The sequence below is a fragment of the Flavobacterium branchiophilum NBRC 15030 = ATCC 35035 genome, assembly GCF_002217205.1.
Lineage (GTDB): Bacteria > Bacteroidota > Bacteroidia > Flavobacteriales > Flavobacteriaceae > Flavobacterium > Flavobacterium branchiophilum.
This window is the reverse complement of record NZ_MUGT01000027.1, coordinates 45037-69282: the sequence shown is the minus strand read 5'-3', so window position 1 is coordinate 69282 and position 24246 is coordinate 45037. Positions and strand designations below refer to the sequence as shown.

At 33.7% G+C, this 24246-nt stretch carries 20 protein-coding genes; 8 read left to right on the top strand and 12 right to left on the bottom strand.

Features of this window, described 5'->3' with window-relative positions:
- Positions 1-16 precede the first annotated feature (16 nt).
- Together B0A58_RS03780 and B0A58_RS03775 are read left to right on the top strand one after the other, a co-directional pair.
- The gene (locus tag B0A58_RS03780; RefSeq protein ID WP_243389440.1) at positions 17-943 is read left to right on the top strand and encodes a hypothetical protein; all 927 of its coding nucleotides are present in this window, start codon (positions 17-19) and stop codon (positions 941-943) included.
- Positions 900-3158 carry a hypothetical protein gene (locus B0A58_RS03775; RefSeq protein WP_089079980.1) on the top strand — a complete coding sequence of 753 codons (2259 nt, stop codon included), beginning with the start codon at positions 900-902 and terminating at the stop codon, positions 3156-3158. Before B0A58_RS03780 ends, B0A58_RS03775 begins: the two co-directional genes overlap by 44 nt.
- Before the next feature lie 21 nt (positions 3159-3179).
- Here B0A58_RS03775 and B0A58_RS03770 read toward each other — a convergent pair whose 3' ends face one another.
- Together B0A58_RS03770 and B0A58_RS03765 are read right to left on the bottom strand one after the other, a co-directional pair.
- The gene (locus B0A58_RS03770) at positions 3180-3842 is read right to left on the bottom strand and encodes a hypothetical protein (protein ID WP_089079944.1); all 663 of its coding nucleotides are present in this window, start codon (positions 3840-3842) and stop codon (positions 3180-3182) included.
- A 230-nt stretch (positions 3843-4072) separates the two neighbouring features.
- Positions 4073-6742 carry a TonB-dependent receptor gene (locus tag B0A58_RS03765; protein ID WP_089079943.1) on the bottom strand — a complete coding sequence of 890 codons (2670 nt, stop codon included), beginning with the start codon at positions 6740-6742 and terminating at the stop codon, positions 4073-4075.
- A 137-nt stretch (positions 6743-6879) separates the two neighbouring features.
- On the opposite strand from B0A58_RS03765, the gene B0A58_RS03760 reads away from it, so the two are divergent.
- Positions 6880-7800 (top strand): IS1595 family transposase, encoded by a 921-nt coding sequence (locus B0A58_RS03760; RefSeq protein ID WP_089079942.1) that lies wholly within the window; start codon positions 6880-6882, stop codon positions 7798-7800.
- Here the strand turns inward: B0A58_RS03760 and B0A58_RS03755 are convergent.
- Complete coding sequence (locus B0A58_RS03755) at positions 7762-8478, bottom strand: GLPGLI family protein (RefSeq protein WP_089079941.1); 717 nt, start codon at positions 8476-8478, stop codon at positions 7762-7764. The two genes, B0A58_RS03760 and B0A58_RS03755, sit on opposite strands and share 39 nt — an antisense overlap.
- Before the next feature lie 103 nt (positions 8479-8581).
- Positions 8582-8734, bottom strand: coding sequence for a hypothetical protein (locus tag B0A58_RS16380; RefSeq protein WP_165766287.1), 153 nt, complete (start codon positions 8732-8734; stop codon positions 8582-8584).
- A gap of 287 nt (positions 8735-9021) precedes the next feature.
- Between B0A58_RS16380 and B0A58_RS03750 the strand changes: the two genes are divergently transcribed.
- Both B0A58_RS03750 and bioB read left to right on the top strand, forming a co-directional pair.
- Positions 9022-9375: a helix-turn-helix domain-containing protein gene (locus B0A58_RS03750; RefSeq protein WP_089079940.1), complete on the top strand. Its 354-nt coding sequence runs from the start codon at positions 9022-9024 to the stop codon at positions 9373-9375.
- A 130-nt stretch (positions 9376-9505) separates the two neighbouring features.
- On the top strand, positions 9506-10591 hold the full coding sequence (gene bioB / locus B0A58_RS03745) for a biotin synthase BioB (protein WP_089079939.1): 1086 nt from the start codon (positions 9506-9508) through the stop codon (positions 10589-10591).
- 194 nt (positions 10592-10785) lie between these two features.
- On the opposite strand, the gene B0A58_RS03740 is transcribed toward bioB, so the two are convergent.
- The 8 genes from B0A58_RS03740 to B0A58_RS03705 form a co-directional block, all read right to left on the bottom strand.
- Entirely contained in the window at positions 10786-11529 is a 744-nt protein-coding gene (locus B0A58_RS03740) for a tetratricopeptide repeat protein (RefSeq protein ID WP_014085334.1), read from the bottom strand.
- 27 nt (positions 11530-11556) lie between these two features.
- A complete protein-coding gene (locus tag B0A58_RS03735; RefSeq protein WP_089079938.1) occupies positions 11557-13329 on the bottom strand; it encodes a BatD family protein in 1773 nt (590 codons plus the stop codon).
- A gap of 36 nt (positions 13330-13365) precedes the next feature.
- Positions 13366-14124: a tetratricopeptide repeat protein gene (locus B0A58_RS03730; protein ID WP_089079979.1), complete on the bottom strand. Its 759-nt coding sequence runs from the start codon at positions 14122-14124 to the stop codon at positions 13366-13368.
- Between the two features lie 10 nt (positions 14125-14134).
- On the bottom strand, positions 14135-15166 hold the full coding sequence (locus tag B0A58_RS03725) for a vWA domain-containing protein (RefSeq protein WP_089079937.1): 1032 nt from the start codon (positions 15164-15166) through the stop codon (positions 14135-14137).
- 61 nt (positions 15167-15227) lie between these two features.
- Positions 15228-16229, bottom strand: a complete 1002-nt coding sequence (locus B0A58_RS03720) for a vWA domain-containing protein (RefSeq protein WP_014085338.1) — start codon at positions 16227-16229, stop codon at positions 15228-15230.
- Positions 16229-17845, bottom strand: coding sequence for a hypothetical protein (locus B0A58_RS03715; RefSeq protein WP_165766286.1), 1617 nt, complete (start codon positions 17843-17845; stop codon positions 16229-16231). Before B0A58_RS03715 ends, B0A58_RS03720 begins: the two co-directional genes overlap by 1 nt.
- Before the next feature lie 39 nt (positions 17846-17884).
- Positions 17885-18748, bottom strand: a complete 864-nt coding sequence (locus tag B0A58_RS03710) for a DUF58 domain-containing protein (protein WP_014085340.1) — start codon at positions 18746-18748, stop codon at positions 17885-17887.
- A gap of 80 nt (positions 18749-18828) precedes the next feature.
- Entirely contained in the window at positions 18829-19833 is a 1005-nt protein-coding gene (locus B0A58_RS03705; protein WP_014085341.1) for an AAA family ATPase, read from the bottom strand.
- Positions 19834-20005: 172 nt separating this feature from the next.
- Between B0A58_RS03705 and B0A58_RS03700 the strand changes: the two genes are divergently transcribed.
- The 3 genes from B0A58_RS03700 to B0A58_RS03690 all read left to right on the top strand — a co-directional run bounded on the left by B0A58_RS03700 (position 20006) and on the right by B0A58_RS03690 (position 24149).
- On the top strand, positions 20006-20875 hold the full coding sequence (locus tag B0A58_RS03700) for an aldo/keto reductase (protein WP_089079936.1): 870 nt from the start codon (positions 20006-20008) through the stop codon (positions 20873-20875).
- A 787-nt stretch (positions 20876-21662) separates the two neighbouring features.
- Entirely contained in the window at positions 21663-22292 is a 630-nt protein-coding gene (locus B0A58_RS03695) for a hypothetical protein (RefSeq protein WP_089079935.1), read from the top strand.
- Between the two features lie 381 nt (positions 22293-22673).
- Complete coding sequence (locus B0A58_RS03690; RefSeq protein WP_089079934.1) at positions 22674-24149, top strand: hypothetical protein; 1476 nt, start codon at positions 22674-22676, stop codon at positions 24147-24149.
- Positions 24150-24246: the final 97 nt, after the last annotated feature.

Sequence of the window (24246 nt, the reverse complement as noted above, 5' to 3'; positions counted from 1 at the left end):
CCCAACGCCGCCTCAAGTGGCATTTTATTATTGGAAAACACAGTTCAGACTATCGGAATCAGAACAGCAGACCTTGCACGAAAATAATGTAAAAAAACTGTATGTTCGATATTTTGATTTGGTAAAATCAGACAAACAAGTTTGCTACCCAGAAAGCCCCATACATTTTCAAACGGCTACAAACAATTATGACATTGTACCCGTAGTGTATATTCAAAACAAGGTGTTTATCAACCAACCAGATGTAGTGGCATTGGCCCGTAAAACCTTTGATTTTATCGATCAAATCAATCAAAAAAATGCCATCACAAGTCATGAAATTCAATTGGATTGTGATTGGACTTTACAAACAAAAGAAAATTATTTGGCGTTTATAGAAGCTTTCAAAAAAATATCCCATCAATCCCTATCGGCCACTATTCGATTACACCAAGTAAAATATTACAAAAAAACCAAAATACCAGGTGTAAATTCAGGTGTTTTGATGTATTATAATATGGGCAAAATAGCTCCCGACGAGCAAAACTCTATTTATAACCAAAAAGTAGCACAAAAATACATACAACATCTCGATACCTATCCGTTGCAACTTCGATTGGCTCTGCCTATCTTTTCGTGGGGCATTCAAATCAGAGACGGTAAAATAATTGGATTAATAAACAAAATAAATGATGAGGATATAGAAAAAGATAGTAATTTTGTAAAAATAAAACCGCATTTTTATACCATTAAACAATCTGTATATCAAAATGGTCGTTTTTATCGTTCGGGTGATGTTTTGAAAATAGAAAAAATTACAGAAAACGATTTGGAAAACATGATTGCGGATTTAAAAAACCAACATTTTGAACCAAAAGAGATTATTTTTTATGATTTGGATGAAAAAAATACAATTAATTATGAAAAAAACATATACCAAAAACTGGCTCATCGTATGTACTAGTAGCTTATTAATGATTTATGGCTATATTTATGCTTGTTCAGATTATGGCGACGATTGGGGTTGGGGTTTTGATTCCAATTTTACTCCAGAAACATTTGTGGACGAATCCTACACTCCTTTAAACTTGTCTTTGGATGTATTTTATAAAATAGGATATGATAATCAACACAATACCCGATTTGACGACGAAATTTTAACAGATTGGAAACAGTATTTGGGCCATGAAATGAAGGCCCAAATGGTACAACATTTTTTGAAAGATTCGAGCTTGGTAGATGTAGAAATATTGAATAACTTTTTCAATGTGAATAGAACCAATCCTGTTGCAAACAAATGGCGTTCAAAAATAGACATCGTAGGAAAAAAAACCAAAGAATTTATTACTTTTCTGTATTTTGCAAAAAAAATAGAAGCTTTTTCAACAGATTCAAGTTCGTGGTATTATGAAAAAACACCCGTAAAAACCTTAAATGATGCTGATTTGGTAAAATTGTTGGAAAACAAATTCCAAACTGCCAACTCTGATTTTGTAAGAAATAGGTATTGGTTTCAAATCATCAAAGCTCATTTTTATAGTACAGACCCCTCAAGAGCCATTGCTTTTTTTGAAAAAACTGCATTTACAGTACCCAAAAACACCTTGTATTACAGAGCCTTGTCTTATGTGGCAGGCATAGAATACCGCCAAAAAAATTATGTGAAATCTAATTATTTATACAGCATTGTCTTTGATAAATGTCCAAAATTGCGGGTAGTTGCGGCTTATTGTTTTCATCCTCAAAACCAAGAAGATTTTTTTGGATCATTAAAAATGGCTAAAAACGCTAAAGAAAAAGCAGCGCTTTGGGCGGTGGCTGGCTATTATGGTGACGAAATAAATGCTGTTGAAAATATTTACAAACTAGACCCTCACAATGCCCATTTGGATTATTTGTTGAGCCGACTGATCAATATTCAGGAGCAGCATTTGAAAGTCGATTTCACTTCCAAAAACCTCTCCGAAAACAAACAAGCCATTCATCAAAACATTAATGCCAAGGCTTATCAATTGGTTTTGAAAATAGCCGACGAAAATAATATTTCAAAACCCTATATGTGGCAAATGGCTGCGGGTTATTTGGCTACTTTAAACGAAAACTATTCACTTGCCAATGGGCTATTGGACAAAGCAAGTCAAAATATTCCGCAAACTACTTTGGTCAAGAACCAATTGAGATTGCTCAGATTTGTAAACCAATTGAGTAGTATAAATGAATTGAACCCCGAAAAGGAAGCATCAATTATAGCTGATTTGAACTGGTTGTATTTTGAATTGCCCAAACAGAACATCGAAAATTTTCGTTACCAACAGGCAAGTCAATGGAGTAAAAATTATGTATCGGCTTTGTTCAAACAGCAAAACAATCTTGTAATGGCAGAATTGTTTAACAGACAAGCTCCTTTTTATGACGATGCCCAACAACTACAAAACATGAAAATTTTTATGGAAAAATTGCAAAAAACCGATTTGGAAAAAATTGGGGAGCAAATATATACTGTTAATTTTTCCGACATCAACGAATATCAAGCCATACAAGCTACATGGGACAACCGCATTCAAGAAGCTATTGATTTGATGCAACATGCAATAAACAAAAAAGACATCGCATTTTTGGCTAATCCATTTAATGGCAATATCAAAGACTGCCATGATTGTGATTTTAATGCCTATCAAAAAAAGAAATACAGCCAACTTGCGTTTTTAAACCTGATCAAAACGATGCAAACAAATTTGACCAAAAAACAAGATGTATATACTAATGCATTGTTGCTAGGCAATGCTTTTTATAATATTTCATACTATGGCAATGGTCGCATTTTTTATGAAGGCAACATCAATGGAACGGGGGCTGCTCCTTATGATTTTAGAGACAACATCAAGAAAAGAATTATTAATACAAATCTGGCCCAAAAATATTATGAATTGGCCTTTATTAATGCCAAAACCGATGAACAAAAAGCCAAGTGCCAATACCTTTTGGCCAAATGTGAACGAAATGATTATTACAATCAAAAATATTACTACATTGATAAATGGTGGGAAGTTAAAGAGGACAACATCCACTTTTTGGCATGGAAAGGGTTTCAAAATTTGAAAACCAATTATGCCCATACAGCCTATTACAAAGAGGTAATTGCCGAATGTGGATACTTTGTAACGTATCTCAAACTTTAAAAAAATAGCGGTTTTGTGCCGCTATTTTTTTTTAGAAAACCCTATATAATATTGAATACCAATGCCAAAAGCATTTTTGATGGTAACAGGCGTGTTGCTATACTTTAGATTAGACACTGCGTTTCCAAAGTTGATCCGGTCATAATATAAATTGAAAGCCAAGCCATCGGAGTTTCGGCTAGAGAGTTGGGTATAATAGCCTATTCCTAGCCCAAAACTGTGTTGTACCTCTTGATATGAAAAAGTTTCGTTTGTAGTCCCTGCCGCAGGATTGGAGGGGTTTTGAGAAAAAAGATTGCCTTTTGCAACAATTTTTGCCAAACTATAACGAGGCAAAATTTGGAAATAACCTTTGTTGAGGGTTTTTAGTTCCGAGCCTCCAAAACAAATTTTGGGAACAAAAGCCAAGCCAAAAGCCCTAAAATCTCTGTCCAAAGATTGGATTAAAAGGTCCTGAGCATTGGTTTTTTCTTGGGTTTGTAAGCTTCCAAAATACACATTGGCTTCCAGTTCGGGCACCAGCCAGTGGTTTATCCGATAATCTGTGCCAAGCCCCAGTTTGACATAGCTAGAACGGTCCAATTTGGTATCCAAATAAGTCGAAACCCCCGTAAAAAAACGGGCTTTTTGAGCCTGAATAATACCACTCGAAATACTTAACAAAATGATAATGGATTTTTTCATTTGATATAGGGTTTATTTTAAATTATTTTTATAAGCATATATACACAAATCTACTGCTATCCCAAAGGCAACCATCGAAAAAATCCGAATACCATCGCTGTCAAAAAACGAGTCTTTGTACCATGTTGAAATAAAAACAAAAAAATAATTACTGTTAGTAATACCAATTCTACAAAAAATTTTCGGTTGTTGTTTGTCATTTTATTTTTATTTTATTGATGTTGATATTATTAAAATCTGTATTCCATTTTCAAAAGTATATATCTTGGCAATAACCTGTATGTAGTTTGTGTGATATTGACATCTGAAATACTATAATTTTTAAATGTTTTTGTATTAAAAAGATTATTTCCAGATAAGAAAAAAGTTAGTTTGTTTTCTTTAAACACATATCGAGCTTCTAAATCTAAAAAATAATATTTATTATTATTGTTATCTAAATTTCCAAAAAAGTATCGTTCTGATTGCACTTGAATATTAAAAGCATTACTAAATATAAAAGACAAATCTAAAAAACTCATATTGTTTGTAAAGTTGTTTTTTAATGTGGTTTGAACTTCATTATAGTTCCATTTTGATCCAACATGATAGTTAAAAAATCCTCGAAAACCCGAACGTAATTCAAAACCATAATCGGCATTGAAGTTTTTAACTTCTCTTGAACTAGAATTGTTTACAATGTTTTTGAAGTTGGTTTTGGTAGCTCCTAAATTGATTTTTAAGTTGGCTTTTACGGGCTTAAAATAGCGGTCGATGCTTGCTGAAATAGATAAAAATTCACGGTTTTTGATGATTATTTTTTCAGATTGTGAATAATTTTGACCAATACTAGAACTCGTACTGAAAAAGTCATTATTTTTGGAATATAAGATAAAAGTATTGGCAAAAAATTTGTCGCCCCAACTTCCAAAGGTATAATTTATAACCGCACTTGAGGAATTTAATTGATTGAACGCTTCTAAACCTTTTGAAAATGAACGGAAATCTGTTTGAACAAAACCCGAATATACGTCTAAAACCCCAGCATTTGTTGTGTTATAAGAATAGGAAGTGAGGATTTTATTTTTGTTGTTAATTGTCCAATCTAAGCCAATTTTTGGCATTACAAAAAACGGATTTTGTTTTAATCTTACATTAAAATTTTCTAATTGATTGAACAATTGATGGGCATCTGATTGTATTAATAAAGATATTTTCTTAAATTTAAAACGGTTTTTAACCGACAAATACATATCATTTGTAGTGTAAGTTAAATTATTTTGATACTCATTTGGAAGAGCTAAATTAATTGCATTTTGTAACAATTCAAAACGAGTATTTAAAGCGTCAATTCGTAGTTGATAACCCATTTTAATTTCAAACAAATCACCATTTGACTTTTTGTTTAACAAATGAGCTTCAAGTCCTGCAAATTGCATTTTATTTTCGCTAAATTGATTGGTGTTGTTAGCATTATTTGTAAACAAATCATTAAAAATAAATTGATTTACTGAATAATTTTGTGGTGTTTTTTCGTTGATGTATCTTCCAGATAACATCAATACTTGTTTATCTTTAAACTTGTTTGTATAAACTACTTTTTGGTCAAACAGTTGGTTGTTTGCATTTAATCTTTCATTTAGTATATCATTATTAAACAACAAATCGCTTCTATTTTTTTCGTTGGTTTTGTTAAATTTCACCGTGTATTCAAAGGTTTTAGTTTTTGACATGTCGTAAGTTAAATCTATTTTCCCAAAACCCGTTAATTGCATTTTTCTACCGTAAAAATCTTCGGTGTTTGTAAATGAAGTTGTTCCAACTGCAAAAGTTTGAAAACTATTTCTAAAAAAATCAATTTCATCGGTGTTTAAAAAGCCTAATGTTTTGAGTTTAACCTTATCTGATAGTGTAAAAATACTATTTAAAGACAACATTTCGGCATTGTTGAGATGGACTCTTTTTTGTTTAAGATTTGGTCTATCAAAACCTAAACTTAATAATATATTGGCTACCTGGTCATCGCCAATACTTGCTGGTTCATCATATCTATAAGGACGTATTAAGTGATTGATATCTCCAACAGCATCAACACCTATATCATTGAAATTGGTTAAGAAATAATGTTTACTTTTTTTGCCAAAGTTCATCAAATTGCTTCTCACTTCATATCTGTTTTCAGAAACTAACCCATATCCAGCTAGTATATTGCCAAACCAAACTCGTTTGGCATCTTCCTTAATTGTAAGATTTAAAGCCACTTTTTCGCTATTTTCAATACCTTTTAAATGTTTGTTATTGGAATAATTTTGTATCACTTCTACTTTGTCAATGGGGTTTATAGGCATGTTTTTTGTAAGTATTTTGTATCCTTTTTCAAACATATCATCGCCATCCATCATTACTTTTTCAACTTCTTGATTACCTATTTTTATAGTACCATTTGTATCAATATTCAATCCAGGTATTCTTTTTAGCAGATCTTCTACCACTTGTTCGTTTCCTTGCAAAAAAGATTTTGCATTAAAAATAATCGTATCTTTTTTTGTAGTTATAGGTCTAATGGATTTGATGATAACCTCTTCTAATTTTAATGGTCTAAAAACCAAAATAATGTTTTTCCCTAAAGAAAATTTAGTTGAATTTACTTCTATTGTAATTGATTTTGATTCGTAATTAAATAATGTAAAATTAATTATAAATTTTCCAATTTTGTTGAATTCTAGTTTATAATTACCTAAATTATCAGAGTATGTGCTTTGATAAATTTCGGAATTGTCATAAGATTTTAGAAAAACACTGGCATTTTCCAACACCTTCCCTTCGCTGTTTTTAATCTCCCCAAAGATAGTAACTTGAGAATATAATAAATTACTAAATAAAAATATTACAATATATAAACTTAAACTATTTTTTTTCATCAATAAATAATATTTCTCTGCTAAAACCGTTATCTCCCGAGCTTACTTCAACATTACTACCTCTACCTAATAATGAATTATGCTTATCCGCTTGTTTTCCTAATAAAAATAACTTAATTTTATAGAAAAATTTCCCTATGAATATTTTAGATTTTTATAAAGTATATCCAGACGAAGAGAGTTGTAAGAATAAATTCAAAGAAATTCGAGATAAAGAAGGGGTTGTTTGCAGAAAGTGTAATAATAGCACACATTATTGGAAACAAGACCGTGATCAATATGAATGTAAAAAGTGTAGAAATAGAATCACTTTACGCTCAGGAACTGTTATGGAAAACAGTAAATTGTCTTATCAGTATTGGTTTATAGCAATGCATTTACTGACATGCACTAAGAAAAGTTTCTCAGCTAAAGAAATGCAACGTCAATTAGGACATAAACGATATGAACCTATTTGGGCAATGATGCACAAGATACGATCAGTTATGGGATTGCGTGATGATCAGCATAAATTAACAAATGCTATTGAGTTAGATGAGGGATTTTTTGAAACCGTTAATATAAATTTTTCAAAAGAAGATAATCTAAAAAGAGGTAGAGGAAGTGAGCGACAAACTAAAGTTTTAGTAATGATTGAATCTGAGGAGAATTCTAAAAATGAGAACAAGCATAGACCCAGTAAGAAAGCAGGATACTTAAAAATGAAAGTTATTACAAATTTGAAAACGGAAACTATAAACAAAAAAATTGAAAAATTTGTTGAACCAAAAACAAAAGTAACAACAGATGATTCTACGTCATACAATAAAATATCAGCAACAATAGAGCATTTTGGAGAGAAAGTCAATAAAAAGGAAATAAACAAAATTTTGCCTTGGGTTCACAAAGCAATAAGTAACTCAAAAAGGTTATTATTGGATATTCATCATAGAATAGATGCTGACTTTCTTCAGAATTATCTAAATGAATTTTGCTATAAATTTAATAGAAGACATTTTAACAATCCTATGGAAAGACTACTAATTGCTGGGGTTAATCATAGATGGAATGAACTTTAGGAATACAAACGGATAAGCATATAATGAATTATAATAATTTGCAATATCTTTATCTTCATTTTTTTTAAGTTCAATATATTCGTACCAACTTATTGCATTTTTTTTATTAATTTTTTTTATAACATTTGTACAATTTTTTTCTATTGTTATTTTATTAGCCTGTATATGATACATATTCTTAATGTCATAACATTCAAGTATAAGACCTTCCAATCCTCTAAACTTCCAAGGACCAAATGATACAGGGATCTGTTTAGTGTACCAAACAACATAATCAACTCCTCTAAACTTTGTTGTGGCTTTATTACACAGATACTTTCCAATTTCTTTTGTTTCTGTTTCTATTTTCCAATTTAATGCCTTAATAGTATCAATTGTCATTACTTCTCGAAAGGCAATTCCTTCCTGAAATATTAACTCTTTTTCTTTTAAATTATTATAATAAATTGATTTAATTTCAGGCTGTATTATACCTCCTATTGTTTCTATTGTTCCTTCTTCTTTTATTTTAAATAAACTTTCATAAATTGATTCCAATTCAGAAAATTGTAATATATAATAAAGTGGTTCATCTTGTTGATAATACTCTTGATATTCAACTTTCCCACAAATATTGTTTCTTTGAGTATATCCATTAATATAAATTAAGGAAAAAAAAAGTATTAAGCTAAGTTTCATTGGTTTTTATTTATAATTATTATTTATAGCAAAAGAAACTGTTAAAAAGTTACATTTATTTATAAAATTAATTTTCTTTTTAACAGTCTCAAACATTTTTTTATTATGCTACTTTTATCACTTTAATATTTTCACAAGGTACCTGAACCGTATGCCAACGACCAGAAGCATCCTTCCACATTAATAAACAATTATCCGCTAATGCAGATGTTGATAACATAAACGTGGCAATTAAGCCTAATAATAATTTTTTCATTTTGGTTTAAAATTTTAATTAATAAATGTTTGTTTCTTTTTTCTTTTATTGGCAAAAAAGAGCTCCTATTCATCTTTAAATTTTCTTTGGGCTGAAGAGACAAATCCTTCAATTCGTAGCTATTGAATAGTTTATTTATTAAAACTATATCTCAAAAATATACAATAATAGAAGAAAAAAGGTGTCAAAAATGATGTTTTTTATGTCATATTTGATATTTGTTTTGTCATATTTGACAAATGTATTAAAAATGTTTTATATTTTTATCGTTAATTAATTATATTTTTATGCAAATAGGTAAAAAATTAAAAGCATTAAAGGCTGCAAAAGGTTATTCTACTGATGAAATCGCAGAAATGTTAGAGATTTCAAAATCTACTTATGAAAGGTATGAACGAAATGAAAGTACCCTAGATTTGAAAACTTTAGAAAAAATAGCTCAAATATATAATATTGAACTGCACGAACTTTTATCGCAGGAACATTTTACTCTGAATCAAAAAAATAAAACCGGAATTAATAACGGCATTGTTTTCAATCAAATATCTGAAAAACTCATAGAATCATTTGAACAACGTATTGCTGAAAAAGATGCCATAATAAACGATTTAAGAGCTTTAGTACAAGAGCTTAAACGTTAATTTTCTTTAGCCCTATTTGCTCCTCATTTTTCAAAATAAAGCAACAAAAAACCTCATTTTAAAAAAAATGATTGAAGTTATAGCAAAAGTAATTGTAATTCCTTAATTTTGAAGCCTTATATTATGATTTATGACAACTACCAAACACAACTGGAGCAAAGAAGAAATAATTGCTATATACAACAAACCTTTGATGGATTTGTTATTTGAAGCCGCCAGCATTCATAGGCAACACCACGACCCAAATGTAGTGCAGGTTTCTACACTTTTGTCTATAAAAACAGGGGGGTGCCCAGAAGATTGTGGCTATTGCCCACAAGCTGCCCGATACAATACGGGGGTTGCTGGCAACGATTTGATGTCGGTTTCGCAAGTAAAGGCACAAGCTTTGAGAGCCAAATCGAGTGGTTCGTCTAGGGTGTGTATGGGTGCGGCTTGGCGAAATGTGAAAGATGGCCCCGAGTTTGACCAAGTGCTAGAAATGGTACGAACCATTAACAAACTCGATATGGAAGTGTGTTGCACTTTGGGTATGCTTACCGAAAATCAGGCACAACGTTTGGCCGAAGCGGGTTTATATGCCTACAATCACAACTTGGATACATCCGAAGATTATTATAAAGAGGTTATTTCGACTAGGGCTTTTGACGATAGAATTAAAACGATTGAAAACGTTCGTAAAACTAATGTAACGGTTTGTAGCGGTGGTATTATTGGAATGGGCGAAAGCATCGAAGACCGTGCAGGCATGCTTGTAGCTTTGTCCACTCTAAATCCTCAGCCAGAATCGGTGCCAATAAATGCTCTTGTGGCCGTAGAAGGTACACCTTTGGAAGAAGAACAACCTGTTGAAATTTGGGAAATGATTCGTATGGTAGCCACAACCCGCATCATCATGCCTCATACTCAAGTACGATTGTCGGCTGGTAGAACCAATATGTCCAGAGAAGGACAGGCTTTGTGCTTTTTTGCGGGAGCCAATTCTATTTTTGCAGGCGATAAACTTTTGACAACACCAAATCCTGATGTGAACGAAGACATGAAAATGTTTGAAACTCTGGGTCTTGTGCCTCAAAAGCCGTTTATCAAAGTCATGCAACCTGAAACAGTGGAAGCAGAAGATTCTAAATTTCAACCTTTGGGCGAAAAACCAAAATGGACCAGACCCGAACATAAAATTGAACGCAATTTAGAAGCCGCTGGCAAACTGGATTAAGCCATTTTATATTTGTATGGCTGAATGATTATTTAGTGCATTAGGGATAGCAGTAGAAATCCTTTTTTGAGGCTTTTTTTGCCTCAAAAAAAATTATTTCACAATATTATACCAAATATACATATAAAATATATTTGGTATTAGATAAAAACCCTTAAAATCAGTAACTGATTTTAAGGGTTTTTCTGTGTTTGCTATTTTACTTCTTTGATGTCTGATTTTAAAAGCCAACCCTTTGTACCATCGGTTAGTTGTACTTTTTGAAAATTATTTTGGGTTTCAAACACCATTACTTTTGTGCCTTCGTGCAGCACTTTTATATTTTTGGAGTTGGCTGTGGGGGTCTTTTTGAGCCCAGTAGATGCCGCAAATATAATGGCTGGCCTGTCATTATCAAATACGTTTTTTTCATATATTCCAGATCCTAAACTTATTAAAATGGACAACAAACACAAGGCCATTGTAACAAAGAAAAATCGTTTGAATGTGGTATTTTCTGAAAAATAATACAAACAAAAAAACAACAACACCCCAACACTAAAGCCCACAGCTATCCAAGCCCAAGTATTGTAATGAAATGTTCCCGTTAGGTTTTGAAGCAATTTTGCAAAACCCACTTTTGGCACGTCCTTAATGTCGTCTATTTGTAGTTTGTGGGCCAGTTGCAAATTGTTTTCGGCAGCGGCATTTTTGGGGTTTAGCACCAATGCTTTTTCATAATAATAAATAGCAGGTGCCACTTGGTTGAGTTTATAATAGCAATTACCCATATTAAAATACAGTTCAGACGACTGTTTGTGTGTCGATAAAATATTTTGATAAGCCTCTAAAGCGGCTTGGTATTGCCCTGATTTATACAGCACATTGCCCGACTCAAAGTTATTTTGTGCTGTGGCAAATGGTAAGTAAAATAATAGTATTAGGATACAATATCTCATGTTGATGATGTCTAATTTTTTGTACAATTATTGTTTGGTTGATTGACTCAATTGTTTTTCTAAATCGCTGATAATCATTACGGCTCTATCATAATCCTGTTGGATACTAGCAGCAGATGATGGAGCATATCGGGCTATTTCACAATTTTCTGTAAGGTCTAAAAAGGCAGTTACCGTTTCGGGATTTGCACTTTTGCCCAGCAACAAAGCCTCGATGTTTTCTTTGCTCATTTCGGTTGTTTCAAGATGCAGCTTGGCTTTCAAAAAGTTGTGCATGGCTTTTTCCAATGCAATATAAAAAGCGGCTTTGTTTTGCAATTGTTTCTTGGCTTGCGACAAATATTTTTTGGCCAATTTTTGATTCATTCGGATTCTATTGCCCACAATGTCGCTGTCTAAAGCTTCTTTCTTCTTTTTCAAGAAAATAATAATTGGAATCATTAGCAATGGCAATAGCAAAAATAAATAGCATTTTGCAGAACCCAAAAAGTCGTTTCGTTTTGTAGAAATCCATTGGGTTTTGGTCAAATTGTCTATCATTTTTAGATTTTTTACCTTATTGGCTTTACCAATTCCTACAACAGGAGTAGTCGATACATATTCTGGTCCTTCGAGTACATCTACCATAATTTCGGGCGATGTAAGGGTTTTATAGGTGCCCGAACTAGGATCAAAATAGGAAAAAGTCATTGGTTTTACAGGATATTTGCCTTTAAATTGGGGTACTATAACATATTTGTCTGTAATGCTGCCCGTCATGCCACTCAAAGGGGTGGTAATGTTCTCGGTGTGTTCTGGATCATACATTTCGAGGGCGGTTGGCACAACTGGTTTGGGCAACGAAAACAATTTCAAATTGCCTTTGCCCGATACACTTACATTCAAATTCAAACTTTCGCCACTTTTCAAACTCGTTTTAGATGGCGTTACTTTAAAGGCAAATTGCCCCACAGCACCCGTAAAATCAATAGGTTTGCCTGCCTCAGGAAGGGGTTTAACGTTGATCACTTTGTTACCTGCCGACACCCGTTTTTGATCTTCGACAATCATTATTTGACCAAAAATATTACGCCTATTGGTTGGTAATTGCACATCTACATCAATAGCAAGTGGCTCTATTTCGAGTTTGCCCGATTTTTGTGGATACAAAACTACTTTTTTCAACACTACATACCGGTAGTCTTCGCCTTTGAATTTGGCTTGTTCTAATTGTAGCTCTTTGATTTCGATATTCTGACTCCAAAAATCATTGTATTTTGGTTTATTGGCTTCCAAAAAATTGGTAATTCCAATATTGTTACTAAAATACAATTTATACACCACCGTTATGGGTTCGTTGATATAAGGATTGGTTTTAGAAACATCGGCTACCAAGTGCAACTCTGTGTCTGCCGACAGTTGCGGCTGTTCGCTTGGGTCTCTTGGTCGTTGCACGGCGTTGGTAACTGTAATTTTTACGGGATTCGATTTGAACACTTGCCCGTTGTATTCGATCGTGGCCGATTTTAATGTTAAAACCCCTTTTTGAAGGGGCAACAAGTAATAGGAATAGGCTTTATTAAAAGTACCTCTTCCATTTACCCAAGTTTGACTAACCTGTTGGCTTGGTCCGCCAACCACCCGAAAACCATCTGCCTGAAAATTTGGGGGTACAAAATTGTCTCCATCAAAATTCATCGAAAAATCAACCCTCAAATTCTCGTTGATTCCAAGTGTGGTTTTCGATACTTTAGCTTCAAATTGCATTTGAGCCAAAATACTTTGACTACATATAAGTAATATTAATAAATATTTTTTCATTTTTACTTGTTCATTCTTGTTCTAATACAAAGCTTCCTACCAATCTTTTTCTGTTTGTTTTGGTTTGCCTTTTACCTTTTGTGCATTGACTTTGTCTTGTACTTTTTTCTCTTCGTTGTTTACGGCCTCCATCAAGTTTTGAAGCCTTTGTTTAGATATTTCTCCTGGTTTTTCTTTTGGCTCGCCTTGGTCTGGGTTTTGTCCTTTGTTGTCTTTTTTGTCGTTGCCTTTACCGTCTTTTTTGTCTTTATCTTGGTCGCCTTGATTGTCTTTTTTGTCTTGGTCGCCTTGCTTTTTATCGTCTTTCTTGTCTTTGTTTTTATCTTTGTCTTTGTTTTTGTCTTTATTTTGATTGGGATGTTCTTTATTCATTTTTTTTGCCAATGCAAAATTATATCGGGTTTCTTCGTCATTTGGATTATTCCGAAGGGCATTTTTATAAGCTTCTACCGCTTCTTCATAATTTTTTTCTTGCATACAAGCGTTGCCCAAATTATGATAAGCATTGTGTTTTTCTGGAAATACTTTGGCGGTTTTGGCTGCTTTATTAAATGCTAGTTTAGCTTCGCCATGTTGTTTTTGAACATAAATTGCGTTACCTAAATTGTATGTAGGAATGTTTTTTTGTGTTGTTTTGCTGTTTGCCAATCGATAATTGGCTTCGGCATCTGTATATTTTTTGGCTTGAAACAAGTCATTGCCTGTGGTAATATCTTTGTTTTGTGCGCACACACTTATACTATTTAGCAACAGGGTAAATGTGAGCAACAATATTATCTTTGCTTGTTTTTTCATGTGTATCAAATTATTTTTCATTAAACAAATTCAGGTTTTTTATCCATTTTGTTTTCCTTTCTAAAAAGAAAACATCTACAAAAAGCAATACCAATGCAATACCTAAAAACCATTGGAATTGGGCCTGAAATTCTGCCATTTGTGTGGCTTCAAATGTTGTTTTCTGTATGTTGTTCAACGCATTTTTGATGTATTCTAAAACTTCTTTGGTGTTGTTGCCGTCCACGTAGCCTCCTTTTGTGGCTTTGGCAATTTTGGTTAATCCTGCTACATTGCGTTTGGTTATTACTTCGGCTCCTTGATTGTCTTTCTTAAATCCTTGTAACACACCGTTTTGTTTCAAAGGAATTTTTCCTCCGTTTTCTGTACCAACGCCAATGGTAATAATTTTCATTCCAAGTTTGTTGGCAGCTTCGGCAGCGGCTTCGGCCCCTTCAGAATGGTCTTCACCATCAGAAATAAGAATCAATAATTTACTGGTTTTTTTATCGTCATAAAATGTTGATGCTAGTTTTATGGCTTCTTCTAATGATGTTCCTTGAGACGATACCATATCAGTATTGGCACTTTGCATAAACATTTTGGCAACGCTATAATCTGTTGTAATAGGCAAAACAGGAAAAGCACTGCCCGCATAAGCCACTATTCCTATACGGTCGTTGCCCAATTGCCCAATAATTTGGGATACCAATTGTTTGCTTTTGTCGAGCCTGTTTGGAGCAATATCTTCGCAAAGCATACTTTTTGAAACGTCTAATGCAAACACTATGTCGATACCTTCTCGTTTTACGGTTTCCATTTTTGTACCAATCCTTGGATTGACAAGCGCAATAACCAAACAAAGTAGGGCTATGCTAAAAACTACAAATTTGAGGATGGGTTTAAACTGCGAATGGTTTGGACTTAATTTTTGAACTAAATCTAAATCGCCAAATTCTTGTTGCTTTTTCTTTTTCCATATTTGATTATAGAAAAACAAGACCCCTAACATCAAGATGATGGGCAACAAATAAAAATATTTTTTTTCGTCTAAATCGTACATTACTTTATCTTTTATTGTTTTTTTATGTTAAAAAAACAGTCGCTTTGATGGCATTACGTTGTTAAATAAAACTTTTGAAAATTGTTTTTCTTAAACCAAATTCTACAATTAATGCCATAAAGGCTAATAATGCAAATGGCCTGAATTTTTCATCATAATCATAAAATTTCAGCTCTTCAATTTCGGTTGTTTCTAGTTTGTTTATTTCGTTATAAATGGCCTCGAGCTTGCTGTTGCTTGTGGCTCTAAAGTATTTGCCTCCTGTGTTTTTGGCAATACTTTTCAATAGTTTTTCGTCTATTTCTACAGGCATCATTCTAAACAAGAAAGTGCCATTTGGAGCAATAGCATACGGAAATTCGGCATTCCCATTGGTGCCAATACCAATAGTATATACTTTTATGCCAAATTCTCGGGCAATGTCTGATGCGGTTTCGGGTTCTATAAATCCATTGTTATTTACACCATCCGTCAATAAAATCACCACTTTGCTTTTGGCTTTGCTGTCCTTAAGTCGGTTTACGGCAGTGGTTAGTCCCATACCTATTCCTGTTCCGTCTTGTAGCACACGGTCGTATTTTATGCCTTTGATGGCTTCTAGTATAATGGCTTTGTCGCTTGTTACGGGTGTTTTGGTATAAGCTTCAGAGGCATATACTACTAGCCCAATACGGTCGTTGGGTCTGTTGGATACAAATCCTTCGGCAACGTCCTTTAGTGCTTCCATCCTATTGGGTTTCAAGTCTTTGGCCAGCATACTACCCGACACGTCTATGGCCATTACAATGTCTATCCCTTTTGTAATTTTGGTTTGATTGCTAATGTCCACCGTTCGTGGACGGGCCATAGCAATGATAATGGCGCTCAAAGCCAACATTCTCAAGACTATTAATATTGGTCTGAGCTTGATTTTTAGCGTAGTACTCCCTTCAAAACCTTTGATAGCACTTACCGTTAGCGTTGGTGCATTTTGATTTTTTTTCCAAAAATGCCAAGCTATGGCAAATGGCAAAAGCAAAAACAACCAAAAGAAACCTGGATTTAAAAAAGTTACTTTTTCCATTATGATTTTGTGTTTTTGATTTCGATAGATTCTATAATTCTGTTTGCAATTTGATTGCCATACATATCGCCTCCTTTGTGTACAATAACCACTTGCTGAAAGCCTCCATTTTCTTTAAAAACGATAATTTCAAAAATCGTATTTTGCTTTTGTTTAGACACAGGATCCATAACTTCCATTGTTCCAGTGGCTTTTACACCCTGAACTCCTTGTTTGGTTTGAAAGTCTTCTTGGTTTTGAACAATATTTTGTGCCCCAACGGCTTGCCATGATTGCAAAGTACCTTCGATAGCTTTTTTCAAATCCATTTCCGTTTCTTGTTTGTAGGCCGTAGATGTTACCAATACATAAAAACTATCGAGTAAACTACCATATCCAAACATGGAACCGTCTTTTGTTATGTCCAAAACTTCTTTTGGAATAAGCTTGCTAATGTCCATGCGTTGCAACACTTTTGGGGTTTCTAGCCCTACATTGCCAATGCCATATTCGCTATATACCCACTGTCCGTCCAATAATTCTTTGGTTGGATGTCCAATCACATTGTCTTTTACATAATCAAATCCTCGGGTGGCAATAAAATAAATGGTTGTTGCAAAAAGCAACATTATAGCTACCAATACAGAGATGACAATGCGTTTGATTTTTTGTTTTCTTTGTAATTTTTCTTTTTGAATGTTGTTGTCCAAATGATCTGTTTCCGAAGGGGTTTCGGTTGGAATCGATTGATGTACTGCAATAATCACGTTTTCTATGCGTTGCTGATCGGCGGTAATAAAATCGTCATCGGGCAACACTTTTGCAAATTTGACCAAATCGGCTTGTTTCAACACTTTTTCTAAACCAAGGATTGTTTCTTTTGAAAGGGCTAATTTTTTAGTTTTTGTTTCCTTTTTCAGTGCCAAAATCAATTCTGCCGTAGTACTTTCTTTGGCTGGAATTTCCATGACCTCTTCTATATATTCTCGGGCAATGTCTGTTAGCTCGCTATAATGGGTTTTGATTTCGCCTTTCTGCCAAAGTCCTTTCTTTTCTAGCAATTTGAGTTCGCCAATAGCTTTTTCAATAGGCGAAGCATACCCCACATTTTCTAGTTTTTGTGCTTGTTTTTTCTTGATAAAATAATACACTGCGGCTACAATGCCCCCAATGAGCAGCAGGCCCAAGAGCCACTTCCACCAGTTTTTGTTGTTTGATTCAGGACTTGCAATGGGCTTGATGTCAAACATTTTTTGTTTGAGTGTATCTACAACAACATCGGCAACTTTCACTTTGAGGCTGTCTGTCCAAAAGGGTTTGTTGTTGATCAATACTTTCATTTTTGGAATAACATATTGTCCTGAGTCAAATTGGGTTAGTCCATATTTTTTTATCAATTCATATTGAGCATCTTTTTGAATGGTATCGGTTACATAAACCCGAATTACTTCAAACGAACCCCATTTTTTGTCTTTAGGAAAAACAACTACCGTTCCCGTATCGACCGTAGTTTTGAGCGTAATATTGAATTGTGCTCCAATTTTTTTTTGGGTAGCATCTATGGAAGTAGCCATTTTGTCTTGTGCCAACAAAATAGTACTTACAAAAAGCATTAATAAGGATAATTTTTGTTTCATTTTATAAAAATAGCAAAACCAATTTGTAATGGATCAATTTTACCTTGATTTGAAATACGTTAATAATTTGGTAACATAGTTTTCATCAACTCTAGTTTGAACAGTGCCTGCACCGCATTTTCTAAAAGTATCTTTAAAAAAATGTACATTTTCATGGTAGTGTTTTTCATAATTCAACCGCACCGACTGGGCACTTGTGTCTATCCATTGGGTAACACCCGTTTCGGCATCTTGCATGGCAACTACACCCAAATTGGGCATTTTTTCTTCTCGGGCATCATATACTCTAATCCCTGTAATGTCGTGCTTTTTGCTGGCAATTTTAAGGGGGTGTTCATAATTTTGAGACATAAAATCTGAGATTAAAAACACTATGGCCTTCTTTTTTTGAGTTCCCGACAAAAATTGAAGTGCTTGTGCCAAGTTGGTTTTTTTGCTTTTGGGCTCAAATTCAATCATCTCTCGGATGATTCTCAACACATGTGATTTGCCTTTTTTGGGCGGAATATACAGCTCTATTTGGTCAGAAAATAAAATAAGTCCAATTTTATCGTTGTTTTGTGTAGCCGAAAAAGCCATTGTTGCGGCTATTTCGGTAACAATTTCTTCTTTAAATTGGTTTTTGGAACCAAAACTTTCAGAACCAGAAATATCTACCATCAATAGCATAGTAAGTTCCCGTTCTTCTTCAAAAACCTTGATGTGTGTTTCGTTGTAGCGGGCCGTTACGTTCCAATCGATAGCTCTAATATCGTCGCCATATTGATAAGGACGTACCTCGGCAAAAGTCATTCCTTTGCCTTTAAACGACGTATGGTATTCGCCCGAAAAGATGTGATTGCTCAATCGTCGGGTTTTTATTTCTATTTTGCGAACTTTTTTCAGTAACTCTTTTGTTTCCATTGCTGCTTGGTTTCAGGTTTCAGGTATTCCTTGTTTCAAGTTTTTTTTTAAACTTGAAGCTTTATATTTGAAACAAAAAATTAAGGTACTTCAATTTCGTTTACAATTTTGTTGATGATATCTACCGAGGTTACATTTTCGGCCTCGGCTTCATAAGTAATTCCTATTCGATGACGCAATACATCATGAACTACTGCACGCACATCCTCTGGAATTACGTAGCCTCTACGCTTGATAAACGCATAACATTTTGCGGCTATTGCCAAATTGATGCTGCCACGAGGCGAAGCTCCAAAACTAATTAAGGGCTTCAAACTTTCGAGTTTGTATTTTTCGGGGTAGCGGGTTGCAAAAATAATATCGAGGATGTATTTTTCTATTTTTTCGTCCATATATACCTCTCTAACAGCACTTTGAGCTCTTAAAATTTGTTCCACAGATACTACGGCATTCACTTTTTCAAATGCCCCTTTCAGGTTTTGACGCACCACTAATCGTTCGTCTTCCATTTTTGGATAATCGATAACCGTTTTAAGCATAAAACGATCCATTTGTGCTTCGGGCAACGGATAAGTCCCTTCTTGTTCGACAGGGTTTTGTGTGGCCAAAACTAAAAATGGCTTTTCTAGCTTAAAGGTAGTATCGCCAATGGTAACTTGTTTTTCTTGCATGGCTTCCAACAAGGCCGATTGTACCTTGGCTGGTGCACGATTAATTTCGTCGGCAAGTACAAAATTTGCAAAAATAGGCCCTTTTTTGATAGAAAAAGCATTGTCTTTGATGTTGTAAATCATTGTTCCCACTACATCGGCAGGCAACAAATCTGGCGTAAATTGGATTCTACTAAAACTGCCGTGCACGGCTTGAGACAGGGTATTGATGGCCAATGTTTTGGCCAATCCAGGCACCCCTTCTAATAAGATATGACCTTGTCCTAAAAGTCCAATCAACAACCGTTCGACCATGTATTTTTGTCCTACAATTACTTTGTTCATTTCCATAGTAAGCAAATCGATAAAAGCACTTTCTCTTTCGATTTTTTCGTTGATGGCTCTAATGTCTAATGATGTGCTATGCTCTTCCATTTTAATCTCTTTATTTTTTGAATTTTCGACTTCTGTCTGTTTACGAGTGCAAATTGATATTTTTTTTAGAAGTATAATGTTAAAAATTGGTTAAAACTTTAAGACCGATGCTAAATTTATGCTTGTTTTATGATTCTTTTGGTTTAATTTTAAGAACTCAAACAAAAAAACGATGAAAAAACCTATCTCAAAACTAGTTGCAGGCACCATGACATGGGGTGCATGGGGCAAAAATTGGAATACCAATCAAATGATAGACATGTTACATACCTGTTTAGAACACAACATTTCGACTTTTGATCATGCCGATATTTATGGCAGTTATACTACCGAAGCGGCTTTTGGCAAGGCTTTTTCTGAAAGCAAAATAAACAGAGAAAAGCTACAATTTATTAGTAAATGTGGCATTCAACTAGCTGCCGAAAACCGCAAAACAATAGTCAAGCACTATGATTATTCATCACATCACATCATACAATCTGTAGAAAATTCGCTCCAAAATTTGCAAACTGATTATTTAGATGTATTGTTGCTCCATCGACCTAGTCCGTTGATGCAGCCCGACGAAATTGCCAATGCAATTCAAAAACTCCAAACAGAAGGTAAAATCATAAGTTTTGGGGTGTCGAACTTTACCGATTGGCAAACGCAGCTCATTGCATCCAAAATACCAGTTGAATATAACCAGATACAATTTTCGGCCAGCCATATTGCCCCCATGCTCGATGGCAGTTTGACTTATATGCAAGCCCAAAATATTGTGCCAATGGCTTGGAATCCGCTGGGCAGTGTATTGCAAGGCACAGACGACACCTCGATACGATTGAGACTATTTGTTACACAATTGGCAAAAAAATACCACACCACGCCAGATGTCATCCTGCTGGCCTGGATACTCAAACACCCTGCCGCCATCATACCCGTGTTGGGTACTACTACGCCAAGTAGGATACAAGCAGCCGTTTTGGCTTTGCAAATAGAGTTGGAATTAGAAGATTGGTTTCATATTTGGGAACACAACATAGGCAAAAATGTGCCATAGGGTGTTTTTAAGTTTTTTGCTTGTTTGCAAATTATACTAAAGAACTATTTTAATTAATTTTATATAAAATAACAAGCATAAATAATGTTATATAATAGAAACAGAATGTTTAGATAGAATTGATCAAAATAGATTGCGTTTTTTAGCATAAACTATTCATTACCAAGGAGATAAAATCTATATTTGAAGCATACAATTGCAGTAAGTTTTTTGAAATAACGGAAAAACTACGTGGAAGCAACTCGTAAATTTTTATATAATCTTGTTTATTAATTTAAAATCAGGCTCTAAATAATCCAAAGGTATCAACATATTTTTATACAAAAATATGTTATATTTGTTTTTAGCTTAGTTTTTTTGAAAAAATTAGCCCAAAGACCAAGTAAAATGTATATAATATATTTGATAAATATAATCAGATTTTAAATCTTTCATTTTCTTTTAGTGCATCTAACATAAATTTTTTGTAAATTTATGACACATAATATCATTTATTTTAAAACTTAATCTTTTATTTTTATAAAAATTATAAATACATGTAAAATTTTAATAAAATTTTACATTTTATATTTGAAATCAAAAAATCGATAAAGTGCATATTTTTATCGACAAAAAATACATGTTGTTTAAATTAGATTGCCTCTTTTTTGATAATCAAAAAGGTATAATTCTAAAACACCTGATTTATATGTAAGTATGAAATATTCTTATTTGGTAAATCAAAAAAAAAATGTAATTTTGTACCAAGATAAAAATTATAATTAGCAAAATAAAGAAAAATAAGTCTTTGAAAACTAAATTATTCCTTTTGATAACAATTGTCATCTCGCAGTTGTCGTTTGCACAACAAGCGAACGATTCCTCGAATGTTTATATCAAAGGCATTTTTTATATTGCTAACCAAAATGTAGTGATTCAAAACATGGATATCACTTTAGATCATTCAACTATATCTGGCGAAGGCACTTTTGAAATACAATCTAACAAAATACAAACCTTAACCTGTCGATCGGCAAGCATCAAACGTATTTTGGTTTCAAATCCAAACGTACTGCACATTGAGAATGATAATAGTTTTGATACTGAAATAGTGTATCTATCTGATTTCAATAAGATGAATCCAGCAAGTGAAGCAAAAATTTTATCAAAACGAACAAATCCTATACTAAAAAATGTAGTTTGTGAAACGGCATCGACCAACAAAGACAAGCAATACTTATTTTTTAAAAATACCAAAATCAAACCCATCAAACCCAGTTTAATTAACCAACAATTGGTTTTAGATTGGGCTATAAATCCGTTATTGGATATACAGATAGCGGTATTGATGTTTGATACTCGCAAATCCATTTGTGGCATCACAAATAACTTCAAAGATTGGACACTTTCATTAAAAGATAATCCACCTATAATTTAACTAATACTAAAGTCGGAGTTAGTAAAGCCTATATTTTTCATAGTTTGAGGATGATATTCTCATTTTGTCATGAAATTATTTCCAAAATTCATTGATTTTATTGGATTTAACTACTTGATAATGTACTATAATTGAAATTTTTGTATCATTCACTATACATAGAGGATGTTATAACAAAAATTCAAAAATATCAATTTGCAAAGCTTTAATATACCATAAATTACCATCTCCAGAACTTTAAACGATTACTATATCATCGTACCTAATTGCCTGGGCAGTACACCCTTTAAATTACAATTTTTAATACAATATTTTTTTTGGCTGCTTTTTAAAAAAGGTAAGTCAACTTGATTTCATAAATTTAATCTAATATACTATACAATGAAAAAACCAAAATTACTATTAACATTTTTGCTGCTTACAGCAGCAGGCACTTATGCACAAGTAGGAGTTGGAACAACCAATCCGCAAGGCATTTTTAATGTCGATGGAGGCAAAGATAATGCAAGCTCGGGAACACCTACAACTGCACAACAAGCCAATGATCTTGTTGTTTTATCTACAGGAAATGTAGGTGTTGGAACAATATCTCCATTGAATAAACTTGTTGTAAAAGGAACCAACAATCAACCTTCTGCTCAAAATGTGGATGCTACTAATGCTATACTAAGAGTAGATGGCAGTTCAAACCACGCTTTGGATTTTGGAGTTTTAGCCAATTCGCCTTATGGAGCCTATATACAGTCTCAAAATAAAACTGGAGCAACTGGATTGCCTTTGGCATTGAATCCTTCGGCAGGAAAAGTAGGTATTGGTACAACAGATCCAACTGAGGCTTTGACTGTAATTAGTTCAACAAATGCTGCAGAAATAGGATTGTTTTCAAATGTTACGGTTCCGCCTTCTTCAGATGTTATGGCGGCTCAAATTAAATTAGGGCATTCAAAAGATTGGTTTACAGGTATTCGAAGTGTATTGCCTTCTGGATCTGCAAATACAGGATTATTGGACTTGCAATTAACAACAGGTACTGCCTCTTCAGACAATACTCAAGTGGCTAGACTAACTGTGAAAGCTGTGTCTGGAGATGTAGGGATTGGAACAACTAATCCGAATGCAAAACTAGATGTATTATCGTCTGCAAAAGAAGTAGCTCGTTTTACAAGCAGTCAAACAACGACTAATTTTGGTCATATTGCCATTGGTAATAATACGGGGGCTTGGGCAAAACTTGCTGCTGGCTCAGGGGCTTTTGCTATTCGAAATTATTCTAATGATGCGACTGTTTTTTATACCGATTTAGTAACAGGAAGTACAGGTATTGGTACCGCTTCTCCGTCAACTAAATTAGAAGTAGATTCTGGAACTGCCAACGACAGTGGCTTCAAAATGACCAAACTTACTTCACTTGCCTCTACCTCTTCAAATGCTTCTGTGGCTGCTATTGGGGTTGATGCAACAGGAAAAGTAGTGCCTCTTGGGTCTTCTAAAAAAACAGATGGTGTTGCAACAAACGGAACTGTAGATGTTGCCGTAAGCACCTTTGGCTGTTATCAAGTAACCGTTTCAGGTTCATTTGGTGGTTATAAAACCTTTGCAGACCAATATATAGTATCTTATGCTAACAACGTAACTAAAATGTCTGTAAAACATATCAATACTGTTTATTCAGTATCAAACGGAACTACAGATGATGCTTTAGCAGCTAGCGCATTAAATATTTCTAGTGCAACCCTTGCTCCTGGACATGGATTATACAACATAACTTTTAATGTTTCAGGTAATACTAATGTTATATCTGCAAAAGCACTGGTTAATACTGAAGTACTTTCTGTAAAAACACAGTTGCTGTGGTAAACTAAAATACTTTTTTTTAAAATAACCCGATTTTGAGCTGATTCAAAATCGGGATTTTTTACATTAATTTACATTAATGCTTTGGTAGGATTTGGTG